Genomic DNA, 12,737 nt, shown 5'->3' with positions numbered 1-12,737 from the left:
GTGTGCAGTGGTCAGTGTGCAGGCGAAGGTCAGGATGGGGTTGCTGCGGGCGTCGGGCCAGAAACGGTTCTACGACGACGCCTCGGCGTTGCACCACCGGCTGGCGCGGCACCAGAAGCCGTCGATGGCCCGGCCGCCGCGGAAGGTCCGGCGGCGGGTCGACGTCGAACAGCACTACGTGCGCGGCTTCCCCTGCTACACGTTCCGGCCGCGCTCTGGACCGGCGTCCGACCTGCACGTGCTCCACCTGCACGGCGGCGGGTACGTCGAGCAGGTCGAAAAGCACCACTGGCGCTACGCCGCGGACCTGGTCGCGCGGCTCGGCTGCGCGGTGACGCTGCCGGTGTACCCGCTGGTCCCGCATCACGACCACACCGCCACCATCCCGATGGTGCAGGCGGCCTACGACCAGATCGACGCCGAGCGGGTCGTGGTGTCCGGTGACTCCGCGGGCGGTGCCTTGGCGCTGGCGATCGCGCAGAACCTCCGGGCGGACGGCCGGCCGCAGCCCGAACGGCTGGTCCTGTACTCGCCGTGGCTGGACGTCCTGCTCGAGGACCCGGTCTCGGAGCTGCTCGACGAGACCGACCCGATGCTCGGCATCGCCGGGCTGCGCGAAGCCGGCCGGATGTACGCCGAGGGCAGCCATCCCCGCGACCCGCTCGTCAGCCCGATCCACGCCGACCTGGCCGGCCTGGCCCCGATCACGCTGTTCATCGGGACCCGGGACGTCCTGCTGCCCGACGCCCGCCGCTTCGCCGAACGCGCCGGGGACGCGGGTGTCGAGCTCGACTACCGCGAATACCCCGGCATGTTCCACAACTGGCTCATGCAGGCGATCCCGGAGGGCCGCGAGGCGATGAACCACGTGGAGCGCCTGCTGCGGCGGCGCCCGGTCAGCGCCCGTTCCGCGCCAGGTCCCGGAAGCAGTCCCACGCGCGGCTGACCAGCGCCGGGTGCGTCCGCAGGTCGATCACCGTGCGCGCCAGCGCCGCCGCCGAGGCCAGCATCGCCGCCCGGCCCCGCGGGCTCGCCGCCGCGGCCGCGAACTCCGGCGTGTGGTCCGACATCTCCTCGGCGGTGATCGCCACGAACGGGTGGATCGCCGGGACGCGGACGCTGACGTCGCCGATGTCCGACGACCCGAGGAAGACCCCCGGCGCCGGCGGGGTCGCGTGGATGCCGCACGCCGCCAGGTGCTCGGTGAACCGCTCCGAGAGCACCGGGTTGTCGCGGAAGTGGGCGTACCCGCGCCCGAGGCGTTCGACGTCGGCCTTCGCCCCGGTCGCCAGCGCCGCGCCCTCCGCGCACGTTGTCACGTCCTCGACCAGGCGGTCCAGCGCGTCGGTCGTCAGCGCGCGCAGGCCGAACCGGCCTTCGGCGCGGTCGGGGACGATGTTCGTCGCCTCGCCGCCGTGGGTGATGATGCCCTGGACGTGCGAGCCCGCGGGCAGCCGCTGGCGCAGGGCCGACACCGCGCCGAACGCCTGGATCAGCGCGGCGAGGGCGTCGATGCCGTGTTCCGGGTCGCCGGTCGGGTGCGCGGCCCGGCCGTGGAAGGTCACCTTGAGCTCGACCTGCGCGGTCAGCGGCGCCCACGACCACGAGTGGACGCCGGGGTGGACCATCAGGGCCGCGTCGACGTCGTCGAAGACGCCCGCCTCGGCCAGCGCGACCTTGCCGCCGCCGCGTTCCTCGGCCGGCGTGCCCACCGCGAGCAGCGAGCCCGGGGTGTCCCCCAGCACCTCCTTGGCGGCCAACGCGGCCCCCAGGCCGGCCGCGGCGATCAGGTTGTGCCCGCACGCGTGCCCGAGGCCGGGCAGGGCGTCGTACTCCAGCAGCAGCGCGACGCACGGCCGCCCCTCGCCGGCGCGTGCGACGAACGCCGTGGGGAGCCCGGCGACGCCGGTTTCCACCGCGAAGCCGTCCGCGGCCAGTTCGCCGGTGAGCCGCTCGGCGGCTTCGTGTTCCTCATAGGACAGTTCCGGACGCTCGTGCAGCGCGGTGGCGACGGCCCACAGCCGCTCGTCCAGGTGCTCGATGCGCTCGTCGGCCCGCTCGTGCAGCTCCTCGTGCCACTCCATGCCGTCCGGAATACCCCAACCCCCCACGGTCATGCCACCGTGGTGTTTCGCGCGGGCCGCGCGGGGCTACTCCGGCGGAATGGACCACAGCAAGGCACCGGTGCTCGAAGCGCTGCGCGACTACCACAGCGCCGGCTACGTCCCGTTCAACGCGCCCGGCCACAAGCAGGGGCGCGGCATCGACCCGCGGGTGCTGGACGTCGTGGGCGCCGACGTGTTCAAGTCCGACGTCATCGCGCTCAACGGCCTCGACGACCGGCTGATGCGCCGCGGTGTGCTCGCCGAGGCGCAGGCGCTGATGGCGGACGCGGTCGGGGCCGAACACACCTTCTTCTCGACGTGCGGCAGCTCGCTTTCGGTCAAGAGCGCGATGCTCGCCGTCGCCGGCCCGCACGAAAAGCTCCTGGTGCCGCGGCACGTCCACAAGTCGGTGATCTCGGGCCTGATCGTCAGCGGCGTCCGGCCGGTGTGGGTGCACCCGCACTGGGACGCCCGGCGGCACCTCAGCCACCCGCCGGGGGTGCGGGAGTTCGCGGAGGCCTACGAGCGCGATCCCGAAGTCAAGGGGGCGCTCGTGGTGACCCCGACCGACTACGGCACGTGCGGCAACCTCGGGGCGATCGCCGAGTGGTGCCACGAACGCGGGCTCCCGCTGATCGTGGACGAGGCGTGGGGCGCGCACCTGCCGTTCCACGACGGCCTGCCGCCGTGGGGGATGGACGCCGGCGCCGACGTGTGCGTCACGAGCGTGCACAAGATGGGGGCCGCGGTCGAGCAGAGCTCGGTCTTCCACTTGCAGGGCGACCGCGTCGACCCGGACGTGCTGAAGGCGCGGGAGGACCTGCTCGGCACGACCAGCCCGAGCTCCCTGGTCTACGCGGCCCTCGACGGCTGGCGGCGGCAGATGGCCGAACACGGCAAGGATCTGCTGGACGGCGCGCTGACGCTGGTGGAGTCGGTGCGCGGCCGGCTGGCCGAGCTCGGCTTGTCCGTGCAGCACGACGAGTTCCTCGGCCCGGACCTCGCCGATTCGCTCGACCCGCTGAAGATCGTGCTCGACCTCGAAACGCTGGGCATCAGCGGCTACCAGGCGGCGGACTGGCTGCGCGAGCACCAGCGCGTCACCGTCGGCCTGGCCGACCACCGGCGGATCGTGGCCCAGTTCAACCACTCCGACGACGAGAAGACCGCCGGCACGCTGATCAACGCCCTGGACGCGCTGGTGAAGGTGGCGCCCTCGTTCGAGAAGCCGCCGAAGGTCGACCTGCCGTCGCCCCGCGAGATGGAACTGGAGACGGCGATGCTGCCGCGTGACGCCTTCTTCGGCCCGGCCGAGCAGGTGCCCGCGGCGGAGGCGGCCGGCCGGGTCGCCGCCGAGATGATCACGCCGTACCCGCCCGGGGCGCCCGGGGTGCTGCCCGGCGAGGTGATCACCCGGCCGATGCTCGACTACCTGCGCAGCGGGCTCGGCGCCGGCATGCAGCTGCCCGACCCGGCCGACTCGGAGCTGGAGTCCATCCGGGTCGTCGCGAAGCAGTGACGAAGGCGCCCGGCGGGTGCGCGACCCGCCGGGCGCCGCCCTTCAGGCCGTGGCGCTCTTGAGGTCCAGCGGGTTCTTGGGGGCGTCGGACCGGGCGTCGATCATCCGCTGCCCCAGTTCCTGCAGCTGCTTGCGGCCCATCGCCGAGCGGACCTCGGGGAACCACTCGTCCTCTTCCTCTTCGACGTGGTGGCGGACGTTCTCGGTGAGCACCGTGACCTTCGCGTCGAACGTCTCGTCCTTCGGGTCCATGCCGAGCAGCTCCGAGAGCATCCACACCACGACGTGGTGCTCCTCCACGCTTTCCAGCACGTGGTCCTTCGTCTCCGGCACGGCTTCCCGCGCCGCCGGGTAGAAGATCTCCTCCTCGATGTAGGCGTGGACGGTCAGCTCTTCGATGATCGAGTCCGCGATCCGGCGCTTCTCGTCGTACGCGTCCTCCCCCGCCTTTTCGAATTGCTTGAAGAGCTTCTCCACGGTCTTGTGGTCGTTCTTGAGCAGCACGATCGCGTCGGTTGACATGACCGGGCGAATACCCGCTCACCGGCCCGGAAAACGCCGTTTGCCCGAACCGGTGCCCGGGTACCCAGCCGGTCCCCCGACCTCCAGGAGCACACCGGTGAACCAACCGCTGACGTTCGGCATCGAAGAGGAGTTCTTCGTCGTCGACCGCCGTGGCCACCTGTCCCACGCCGGCGACGACGTGGTCGACGCCGCCGAAGCCGCCGGCGACGACCAGGGCGAGCTGCAGCACGAGCTGACGCGGTCCCAAGCCGAAGCCGCCACCGACGTCTGCCGAACCCACACCGAAGCCCTGCGCCAGCTGCGCGCGCTGCGCGACGACCTCGCCGGGGCCGCCCGGCGCCGCGGCTACCGCGTGCTGCCCGCGGGCTCCCCGCTGCTGTTCGAAGCGGACCCGCCCGTCATCACGCCGAACCCGCGCTACGAGCGGATGGCCGAGCACTTCGGCGCCACCGCGCGGACGTCGCTCACCTGCGGCTGCCACGTGCACGTGGCGATCCCGGACAAGGAAACCGGGGTGCAGGTGCTGAACCGGGTCCGGCCGTGGCTGCCCGCCCTGCTCACGGTGACGGCGAACTCGGCGATCTCCGACGGCTACGACACCGGCTACTGCAGCTGGCGGTACCAGCAGTGGAGCCGGTGGCCGTCCGCGGGACCACCGCCGCGGTTCGCGTCGCTGGACGAGTACGAAAGCATCGTCGACGGCTGGCTGCGCGCGGGCTCGATCCTCGACCGCGGGATGATCTACTGGGACGTCCGCCTCTCGGACAAGCAGCCCACGCTGGAGTTCCGCATCGCCGACGTCGCCGCGGCGCCGGAGGACGCCGTGCTGCTGGGTGTCCTGGCCCGCGGCCTGGTCGCCATGGCGCTGGCCGACGGCGAGCCCGCACCGCAGCTGTCGAACGAGGTGCTGCGCGCCCAGCTCTGGCGGGCGTCGCGCGAAGGGGTCACCGGCTGCTGCCCGCACCCGAAGAGCGGGGACCTGGAGCCGGCGAAGGCGGTGCTGGAGGACTTGGTCGAGCTGACGGCTCCCGCCCTCGAAGCGGCCGGCGACCTGGACTTCGCGCGGGAGGGAACGGCCCGGCTGGCCGCCGAGGGCGGGGGCGCGGACCGGCAACGGCGGCGGTTCGCCGAGCGGAACCGCGCCGAAGACGTGGTCGACCTGCTCGCCGGCGGCTAACCCGGGAGGCGGTCCAGCAGTTCGAGCGCCCGCACCGCCGCGCGCGACCGGCCCGGGTCGACGACCAGGTGGACGCCCGCGGCTTCGGCGTGCCGGTGGGCGCGCAGCAGCACCCGGATGCCCGCGGCGCCGAGGAACCGGACCTGCCCCAGGTCCACCCGCAGGACACCGGGGCGGGCCCGGAGGTGTTCGTCCAGGACGGCCGCCAGCCCGGCCACCGTGCACAGGTCGACTTCGCCGGTGACCTCCACGACGACCGCGTCGGGGCTCTTCCAGCGGATGCGGCTTCCCAGGTCGCCGTCGGACGGGGCGCGGGGCGAAGGCAGCCGGTGCGCGGGCGGGGTCTCCACCCCGGCGACCCGCAGCCGCTCGTGAGTCGTCATGGGTGCGAGGTACCCGCGGCGCGCGCACGGCGAAACAAGCCCCGCGTCCGGGCGCATTTCCGCGGCGGGAACGGGTAACCCCGGCGGACGCCCTCCGGAAGGAGCCCGCCCATGTCCGACGGCCCGCCCACGATGGGTGTCGAAGAGGAGTTCCTCCTCGTGAATCCCCGCACCGGGCACGCGTCGCCGTGCGCGGAACCGGTGCTGGCCCGCCACCGCCACCACGGCCCGCTGCCCGACGGCGTGCGGGTGCACCGGGAACTGCGGCTCACGCAGCTCGAGGCGGCCAGCGGCGTCTGCGCCGGCGCGGACGAGCTCCGCCACCAGCTGACCGCCGCGCGCCGCGTGCTGGCGGGGGCCGCCGCGGCCGAGGACTGCGCGCTCCTGGCGACCGGCACGCCGATCGGGCCGGCGCCGGCCGCGCCGCCGCCGGCGAGCACCGGCCGGTACGCCGAAATCGACGCCGTCTACGGCGCGGTCGTCGCCGACTACGAAGCCTGCGGGTGCCACGTCCACGTCGGGGTGCCCGATCCCGACACCGCGGTCGCCGTCGTCAACCACCTCGGCCGGTGGCTGCCCACGCTGCTCGCCCTGTCGGTCAATTCGCCGTCCGACCACGGGCGCGACACCGGGTACGCCAGCTGGCGGATGGTCCTGCAGTCCCGTTTCCCGGGGTCCGGTGTCGCGCCGCACCTGCGGGGACACGCCGAGTACCGCCGGGCCGTCGAGACGCTGGTCGAGTGCGGCGCGCTCGTCGACCCGGACCAGACGTTCTGGCTGGCCCGCCCGTCCGGCCGGTTCCCGACCGTCGAGTTCCGGGTCGCCGACACCGCGCTGACCGTCGACCACGCCGTGCTGCAGGCCCTGCTGAGCCGGGCACTGGTGTGGCGGGCGCTGGACGACCTCGCCGCGGGCCGGGAAGCCGGGCCGCTGTCCCCGCAGGTCGCGGCGGCGGCCGTGTGGGCCGCGGCGCGCCACGGCCTCGACGGGCAGCTGGTGGACGCCGCCGAACAGACGCGGCGGCCCGCGTGGGCCCTGGTCGAGGAGCTGCTGACGCACGTCCGGGCGCCGCTGGAAGAAAGCGGCGACCTGGCCGAGGTCCGGAAGCTCGTCGACGCGGTGCGGGCCGAGGGCACCGGCGCCGCGCAGCAGCGCGCGGCCGCCGACGGCGGGACGGCGGCCGCGGTGCGGTGGCTCACCGCGGCGACCGTGCCCACCGGGCATGGAACGCTGCGCACCGGGTAGCCGGTGGCATGACGACTTCCACCACCCCGGCCGCGGTCACCCTGCCTGCCGCCCGGGGCCCGCTCTCCGAGTCCGTCCTGGGGACCCTCCTGCGTGCCCGGCCGCGGGCCGACCTGGACTTCGACGTCGTCGCGGACACCGACCCGCTCGGCGACGACCTCCAGCTGGCCCTGCACCTGTGCTACGAGCTGCACTACCAGGGCCTGCCGGGCGTCTCGCCCGACTGGGAGTGGGACCCGGAGCTGCTGCGCCTGCGCGGCGCGCTGGAGACGCGGTTCCTGGCCGCGCTCCGCGACAACGTGGCCGGCGGCGAGGATGTCACGGCCGAGCTCGACGCCCTGCTGGTCGAGCCGATCGACGCCGAAGGGATCTCCCACTTCCTGCGCGACCACGGCGACTGGCCGCAGTTGCGGGAGTACTTCACGCACCGCTCGATCTACCACCACAAGGAGGCCGACCCGCACGCGTGGGTCATCCCGCGGCTGCGGGGCCGGGCCAAGGCCGCGCTGGTCGCGGTCGAGTTCGACGAGTTCGGCGGCGGCCACGCGGAACGGGTGCACGCGCGCCTCTACGCCGACCTGCTGCGCGCGGCCGGCCTGCCCGACGGCTACCTCGAACTGATCGACCAGGTTCCCGGCACGATGCTGGCGGTGGTCAACATGATGTCCCTGTTCGGCCTGCACCGGTCGCTGCGGGGCGCGCTGTGCGGGCACTTCGCGGCGGCGGAGATCACCACGGCGCCGTCCGCGCAGCGGATGGACCAGGCCCTGCGGCGCCTCGACGCGCCGGAGGCGTGCCTGCTCTTCTACACCGAGCACATCGAAGCGGACGCGGTCCACGAGCAGGTCATGCGCCACGACGTGCTCGGCGACCTGCTGGAGCAGGAGCCCGAGCTGGCCGCCGACGTCGTGTTCGGCATCCAGGCCACCGAGTTCCTCGAGGGCCGCTTCGGCGAGCAGGTGCTCGGCCGCTGGCGGGCCGGGGAGTCCTCGCTGCGGTCGTGAGCACCCGTCGCCGGCGGCTCAGCTGTCCTGCGTGCGGACGCGTTTGCGGTGGCTGGTGTCGCAGAACGGGAACCGCTTGCTGCGCCGGCACGCGCACACCGCGACCAGGAACCGGTCGGACCGCACCAGCTCGCCGTCCGGCGTGCACAGCTCGACCGGTCCCTCCACCAGCACCGGGCCGCCCGGGACGACGGTCACCCGGCGGGGCGCGCGCTCACCGGTCGGCACGGAGCACCACCAGCTCTTCCACGCGCTGACCGGGCTCGATCAGCCCGGCCGCCTCGAGGAACTCCGTCCGTCCGGAAAGGACCGGACCGAACGGGATCCACGCCCGCCGGGCCACCGAGGCTCGCAACCCGTTCGCGGCCAGCATTTCCCGCGATTTGTCCACATCGGACAGCGCGGACTGCACGAGCAGCATCGTCCCGCCCGGCCGCAGCAGCGTGCCCGCGGCGGCGCACAGCGGGTCCAGCAGCGCGCGGCCGTCCGGGCCCGCGTCCCAGCCCCGGGTGGACCGGACCGCCGGGACCGGCGACGGCACGTACGGCGGGTTCGCGACGACGACGTCGAACGGGCCTTCGCGCAGCGCTCTGGCGAGGCCGCCCCGGCACGGGCGCACGGTGAGCCTGCGGATCAGCGCGTTGAGCCGTGCCGAGGCCAGCGCCCGGCGCGAAAGGTCCATCGCCAGCACGGTGGCCGCGCCGCGGCGGGCCAGGGTGATCGCCTGCGCGCCGGTGCCGGTGCACAGGTCGAGCGCCCGCGCACCGGCCGGGACCGCCAGTTCGGTGATCGCCGAGGCGAGCAGGGCGGTGTCTTCCTGGGGGCGGTAGACGCCGGGCAACCGCAGCACCCGCGGCGTGGGCGGCACCGGATGGTGGACGACGGACCGGGCGGCCAAGAGGCCCGGGCGGACGGGTTCCGCCGATGTGGTCATCAGGGTCTCCTTCACCTCACCGCGGTCCCGGCGCGATCGCCGGTGGGACAACCGCGTCGCTCCCGGCTACCCGGCGATCATCGCGGCAAACGCCGGTGGTTGAGCCGCGGGCAGCCGGGTATCCGGTCCGGAAAGGACCACGTGAAGGAGGGATCCGGATGACGTCCGAGGAACGCACGCAGCACCCCACGGAGCCCGCTGAAGGCGCGCGCGGCGACGACCCGCACGGTGACACGCCGGAGGCGCAGCGCGAGACGCTCCGCGGCGAGCAGGGCACGTCGGGCGGCAACGAACACGACGACAGCGACCCGCAGTCGGGCTGATCACCCCCGCGGCGGGGGTCGCGTTCGGACAGTCCGGGCGCGCCCCCGCCTTTTCGCGGCCGTGCGCCGGTCCCAAAACCAGGTGCCGCTCCAAGCCGCCCCGGGGTAGCGTGCGCCGGCATGGCCCCGGAACTGACACGTCCCCCGCTGCAGGCGGACGAACGCACCGCGCTCATCGGCTGGCTGGACCTGCAACGGCAGATCCTCCGCTGGAAGTGCGCGGGGCTGAGCGAGGACGACGCCCACCGGTCGGTCGTCCCGACCTCACCCGCCATGACGATGGCCGGTCTCGTCACGCACATGCGCTGGACCGAGCACACCTGGCTGGAGGTGTTGTTCCTCGGCGGCGACGAGAAGCCGAATCCGGCGTTCGACGAGTCCGCCGAGGATGCCGACTGGCGCACCGACGGCCGCCCGCTCGCCGAGCTCCTCGCCGAGTACGAGGCCCAGTGCGCCCGCAGCAACGCCATCGTCGCCGCGGCCTCCCTGGACGATGTCGGCCGCCACGCCGGCTTCCGCGCCGGGGGTGCCAACCTCCGCTGGATGCTGATCCACCTCATCGAGGAGACGGGGCGGCACGCGGGGCACGCCGACATCGTCCGGGAGCTGCTCGACGGCACGAAGGGCTATTACTGAGCAGGCCTATGCCGGGTCGAACTCGAACGGCAGCGCGTCCACGCAGGCCTGGTACTTCCGCACCATCTCGTGCTCGGTGTGCCCGGCGACGAACAGGTGCGCCAGCTCGAAGCTGTAGCTGTCCTGTTCCGGCAGGTCCGACAGCCGCTGCCCGGCCTCCGGCACGATCTCGATCTGGGTCCCGTCGATGCGGTTCTGCACCGTCGTGATCTCCTCGGGCGTCGGCACGCGCGTCACCACGCCGTCCTCGAATCGGCGCAGGTACCACTTGCCGGCGATCTGGTAGGTGCCCTTCGTGGCCCGGCGGGCGGGGTCCTGGCCCAGGCCGAGGCGGACCATGATCTCGTGGTTGGCGACGCCGTCGACGAACTCGAACAGCTCGGCGTGCGACTGCGAGTGCCGCGGGTTGATCTCCAGCAGGCACACCTGGCCCGACTCGGGGTCGCAGAAGAACTCGATGCTGAACGTGGCGTTGTCGAAGCCGATCTGCTTCATCACCCGCTCGGCGACGTCCCGCATCCGCTGGACCGCCTCCTCCCCCAGCTGCGACGGGTACTGGTGGCGGAGGAACGACGAGCTGCCGGGGTAGTTGATCGAGTCCAGGGCGCCGTAAACGGTGACCTCGCCCTGGTAAACGTAGCCTTCGACGGCCGCCTGGACGCCGTGCAGCGCCTCTTCGGCCAGGCAGGCGGCACCGCCGACCCGGGCGATCTCCGGCGGGAGGTCGACCTGGTCGAGCACGGAGCCGAACGGCTCCCCCACGCGGCCCACGCCGGCCCGGATCTCGGCGACGGCGTCGGCGAACTCGGCGTCGTTCTCCGCCTTGAAGGCGAGTTCGGAGGAGAAGGACTTCACCGGCTTGAGCCACATCGGGTAGCCGACACCCTCCGGCGGGGCCGGGTGCTCGTCGTCGAGGTCGACGATGCCGAAGTTCGGCAGCTCGTCGATCACCTTTCTCTGCTCCAGCCGGCTCCAGTACTTGTGCTCGCACTTCAGCACCGCCTCCAGCGGCACGCTGGGCAGGCCGTGGCGGGCGCACAGGATGGGCACCAGCGAAGCGGCCGGGAAGTCCCAGTAGCTGACGATCGCGCCGACCTCGCCGTCGAACGCGTCCAGTTCGTGCTGCGCCGTCTTCAGGAGCGCTTCGAAGTCGATGTCGCCGTGCTGCAGCTCTTCGGGGGTCAGCAGGCCGTGGAACCGGTGGTTCCCGGCCCAGGGCAGGCGTTCCAGAACGCGCCGGTTCTCCTCGTCCAGGCCGATCACGAAGATGTCGGTACTCATGCGCAGGGGCTACCCCCGCTTTCGAGCGGGTCAAACGGGGCCGGATGGCCGGTTTGCCGAGGCCGTCAGCGGGCATCCGCAGGCATGACAGCCCTGCCCGAACCGCTTTCGCTGTGGGTCGACACCGCCCCTTCCCCGGATCGCACCGGCGTGCCGGTGCCGGAGTCCGCCGACGTCGCCGTGCTCGGCGCGGGGATCGCCGGGCTCACGACCGCGCTGCTGCTCGCACGGGCCGGCCGGTCGGTGGTCGTGCTGGAGGCCGAGCGGGTCGCGGCCGGGGTGTCCGGCCACACCACCGCGAAGGTCAGCGCCCAGCACGGGGCGAAGTACGCGGACCTGACGTCCCGCCACGGCGCCGGCGCCGCGAAAGCCTACGCCGGCACGCAGACGGCGGCGTGCGAGTGGATTGCCGCCACCGCGGCCGAGCTCGGCATCGACTGCGGCTTCACCCGCGCGGACAGCTACGTCTACACGACGCGGGAAAGCACCGTGGACTCCCTCAAGCAGGAAGCGGACGCGGCCGCCGCGGCGGGCCTGCCGGCGTCGTTCACCGAGGACGTCGCGCTCGACGTCCCCGCGCTCGGCGCCGTCCGGACCACCGGCCAGGCCCACTTCCACCCGCGCCGGTGGCTGCTCGGCCTGGCCGCCGAAACCGAGCGGGCGGGCGGCACCATCGTCGAACACGCCCGGGCGACCGCGCTCAACGGGCAGACCGTCCGCACTTCGCGCGGCGACGTCGTCGCGGGCGAAGTCGTCGTCGCGACGCACTACCCGGTGCTCGACCGCGGCCTGTACTTCGCCCGGCTCGACCCGGTGCGCGACCTCGTCGTCGCGGGCCCGGCCGCCGGGAACGCCGCGCCGGAAGGCATGTTCCTCGACGCCGACACGCACCACTCCGTGCGCGGGTACACCGAGCAGGGGACGCCGATGGTGATCGCCGGCGGCGAGCACTACCGCGTGGGCGCGCACGTCAACGTCGAACGCCGCTACCGGCGGCTCGCGGAGTGGGCGGACGCGCACGCGGGGCTGCGCCGCGTCACCCACCGCTGGTCCGCCCACGACATGTCCACCCCCGACCTGATGCCGTACGTCGGCCGCTACCTGCCGGGCACGAAGACCCTGTGGGTGGCCACCGGGTTCGGCCAGTGGGGCATGACCGGCGGCACGGCCGCGGGCCACGTGCTGGCGGCGAGGATCCTCGGCGAGCCGCACGCGGCCGCAGACCTGTTCGACCCCAACCGCTTCGACGCCCGCTCGGTGCTCGAGGTGGCCCAGGACAACCTGACCGTCGCGAAGTACCTCGTCGGCGACCACGTGGCGGCGCTGTGGCGCTCGGAGAAGCTCGACGACCTCCAGCCCGGCGAAGCCGAGGTCGTCCGCGTCGGCGGCGAGCTGGTCGCCGCCCACCGCGACGAAGCCGGGAAGCTGCACACGGTCGGCGCGCACTGCACGCACCTCGGGTGCCTGGTTTCGTTCAACGACGCCGAGAAGACCTGGGACTGCCCCTGCCACGGTTCGCGCTTCGGCGTCGACGGCGACGTGGTGCAGGGCCCGGCGGTCCGCCCGCTGCGCCGCGGCCCGGAATGAGCCGGCGGGGGACGTTCT

Annotated in this window: 14 protein-coding genes; 8 read left to right on the top strand and 6 right to left on the bottom strand. The window is 73.4% G+C overall.

Annotation, left to right across the window (positions count from 1 at the left end):
- The first annotated feature begins 7 nt into the window (after positions 1-7).
- On the top strand, positions 8-946 hold the full coding sequence (locus I4Q55_RS09255) for an alpha/beta hydrolase (protein WP_206785630.1): 939 nt from the start codon (positions 8-10) through the stop codon (positions 944-946).
- Here I4Q55_RS09255 and I4Q55_RS09250 read toward each other — a convergent pair.
- A complete protein-coding gene (locus I4Q55_RS09250; protein WP_242545618.1) occupies positions 897-2,117 on the bottom strand; it encodes an amidohydrolase in 1,221 nt (406 codons plus the stop codon). The two genes, I4Q55_RS09255 and I4Q55_RS09250, sit on opposite strands and share 50 nt — an antisense overlap.
- A 46-nt stretch (positions 2,118-2,163) precedes the next feature.
- On the opposite strand from I4Q55_RS09250, the gene I4Q55_RS09245 reads away from it, so the two are divergent.
- A complete protein-coding gene (locus tag I4Q55_RS09245) occupies positions 2,164-3,624 on the top strand; it encodes an aminotransferase class I/II-fold pyridoxal phosphate-dependent enzyme (protein WP_242545617.1) in 1,461 nt (486 codons plus the stop codon).
- A gap of 42 nt (positions 3,625-3,666) precedes the next feature.
- Here the strand turns inward: I4Q55_RS09245 and I4Q55_RS09240 are convergent, their stop codons facing one another.
- On the bottom strand, positions 3,667-4,146 hold the full coding sequence (locus I4Q55_RS09240) for a hemerythrin domain-containing protein (protein ID WP_206785628.1): 480 nt from the start codon (positions 4,144-4,146) through the stop codon (positions 3,667-3,669).
- A gap of 97 nt (positions 4,147-4,243) precedes the next feature.
- Between I4Q55_RS09240 and I4Q55_RS09235 the strand changes: the two genes are divergently transcribed.
- Positions 4,244-5,326, top strand: coding sequence for a glutamate--cysteine ligase (locus I4Q55_RS09235; protein ID WP_206785627.1), 1,083 nt, complete (start codon positions 4,244-4,246; stop codon positions 5,324-5,326).
- Here the strand turns inward: I4Q55_RS09235 and I4Q55_RS09230 are convergent.
- Positions 5,323-5,709, bottom strand: a complete 387-nt coding sequence (locus I4Q55_RS09230; protein ID WP_206785626.1) for an STAS domain-containing protein — start codon at positions 5,707-5,709, stop codon at positions 5,323-5,325. The two genes, I4Q55_RS09235 and I4Q55_RS09230, sit on opposite strands and share 4 nt — an antisense overlap.
- Before the next feature lie 111 nt (positions 5,710-5,820).
- Here I4Q55_RS09230 and I4Q55_RS09225 point away from each other — a divergent pair, with 111 nt between their 5' ends.
- On the top strand, positions 5,821-6,954 hold the full coding sequence (locus tag I4Q55_RS09225) for a glutamate--cysteine ligase (protein ID WP_206785625.1): 1,134 nt from the start codon (positions 5,821-5,823) through the stop codon (positions 6,952-6,954).
- 8 nt (positions 6,955-6,962) lie between these two features.
- On the top strand, positions 6,963-7,958 hold the full coding sequence (locus I4Q55_RS09220; protein ID WP_206785624.1) for an iron-containing redox enzyme family protein: 996 nt from the start codon (positions 6,963-6,965) through the stop codon (positions 7,956-7,958).
- Between the two features lie 18 nt (positions 7,959-7,976).
- Here I4Q55_RS09220 and I4Q55_RS09215 read toward each other — a convergent pair whose 3' ends face one another.
- Positions 7,977-8,186, bottom strand: coding sequence for a CDGSH iron-sulfur domain-containing protein (locus I4Q55_RS09215; protein WP_206785623.1), 210 nt, complete (start codon positions 8,184-8,186; stop codon positions 7,977-7,979).
- Positions 8,173-8,892, bottom strand: a complete 720-nt coding sequence (locus I4Q55_RS09210) for a methyltransferase (RefSeq protein WP_206785622.1) — start codon at positions 8,890-8,892, stop codon at positions 8,173-8,175. The genes I4Q55_RS09215 and I4Q55_RS09210 overlap by 14 nt, the downstream gene beginning before the upstream one ends.
- 158 nt (positions 8,893-9,050) lie before the next feature.
- Here I4Q55_RS09210 and I4Q55_RS09205 point away from each other — a divergent pair, with 158 nt between their 5' ends.
- Both I4Q55_RS09205 and I4Q55_RS09200 read left to right on the top strand, forming a co-directional pair.
- On the top strand, positions 9,051-9,215 hold the full coding sequence (locus tag I4Q55_RS09205; protein WP_206785621.1) for a hypothetical protein: 165 nt from the start codon (positions 9,051-9,053) through the stop codon (positions 9,213-9,215).
- Positions 9,216-9,335: 120 nt separating this feature from the next.
- The gene (locus I4Q55_RS09200; RefSeq protein WP_206785620.1) at positions 9,336-9,851 is read left to right on the top strand and encodes a DinB family protein; all 516 of its coding nucleotides are present in this window, start codon (positions 9,336-9,338) and stop codon (positions 9,849-9,851) included.
- 6 nt (positions 9,852-9,857) lie between these two features.
- On the opposite strand, the gene I4Q55_RS09195 is transcribed toward I4Q55_RS09200, so the two are convergent.
- Positions 9,858-11,132: an acetyl-CoA carboxylase biotin carboxylase subunit family protein gene (locus I4Q55_RS09195; RefSeq protein WP_206785619.1), complete on the bottom strand. Its 1,275-nt coding sequence runs from the start codon at positions 11,130-11,132 to the stop codon at positions 9,858-9,860.
- Between the two features lie 84 nt (positions 11,133-11,216).
- Between I4Q55_RS09195 and I4Q55_RS09190 the strand changes: the two genes are divergently transcribed.
- A complete protein-coding gene (locus I4Q55_RS09190; protein WP_206785618.1) occupies positions 11,217-12,719 on the top strand; it encodes an FAD-dependent oxidoreductase in 1,503 nt (500 codons plus the stop codon).
- Positions 12,720-12,737: the final 18 nt, after the last annotated feature.

The sequence above is a fragment of the Amycolatopsis sp. MtRt-6 genome (genome assembly GCF_017308975.1).
Taxonomy (GTDB): Bacteria; Actinomycetota; Actinomycetes; order Mycobacteriales; family Pseudonocardiaceae; genus Amycolatopsis.
Note: the sequence above shows the minus strand (reverse complement) of the source record. Positions and strands in the feature narration are given on the sequence as shown.

Coding starts and splice junctions, on each gene's coding strand:
- I4Q55_RS09245 (WP_242545617.1), top strand. CDS start 2,164: ATGGACCACAGCAAGGCACCGGTGCTCGAAGCGCTGCGCGACTACCAC.
- I4Q55_RS09190 (WP_206785618.1), top strand. CDS start 11,217: ATGACAGCCCTGCCCGAACCGCTTTCGCTGTGGGTCGACACCGCCCCT.
- I4Q55_RS09205 (WP_206785621.1), top strand. CDS start 9,051: ATGACGTCCGAGGAACGCACGCAGCACCCCACGGAGCCCGCTGAAGGC.
- I4Q55_RS09200 (WP_206785620.1), top strand. CDS start 9,336: ATGGCCCCGGAACTGACACGTCCCCCGCTGCAGGCGGACGAACGCACC.
- I4Q55_RS09240 (WP_206785628.1), bottom strand. CDS start 4,146: ATGTCAACCGACGCGATCGTGCTGCTCAAGAACGACCACAAGACCGTG.
- I4Q55_RS09220 (WP_206785624.1), top strand. CDS start 6,963: ATGACGACTTCCACCACCCCGGCCGCGGTCACCCTGCCTGCCGCCCGG.
- I4Q55_RS09225 (WP_206785625.1), top strand. CDS start 5,821: ATGTCCGACGGCCCGCCCACGATGGGTGTCGAAGAGGAGTTCCTCCTC.
- I4Q55_RS09195 (WP_206785619.1), bottom strand. CDS start 11,132: ATGAGTACCGACATCTTCGTGATCGGCCTGGACGAGGAGAACCGGCGC.
- I4Q55_RS09210 (WP_206785622.1), bottom strand. CDS start 8,892: ATGACCACATCGGCGGAACCCGTCCGCCCGGGCCTCTTGGCCGCCCGG.
- I4Q55_RS09230 (WP_206785626.1), bottom strand. CDS start 5,709: ATGACGACTCACGAGCGGCTGCGGGTCGCCGGGGTGGAGACCCCGCCC.
- I4Q55_RS09250 (WP_242545618.1), bottom strand. CDS start 2,117: ATGACCGTGGGGGGTTGGGGTATTCCGGACGGCATGGAGTGGCACGAG.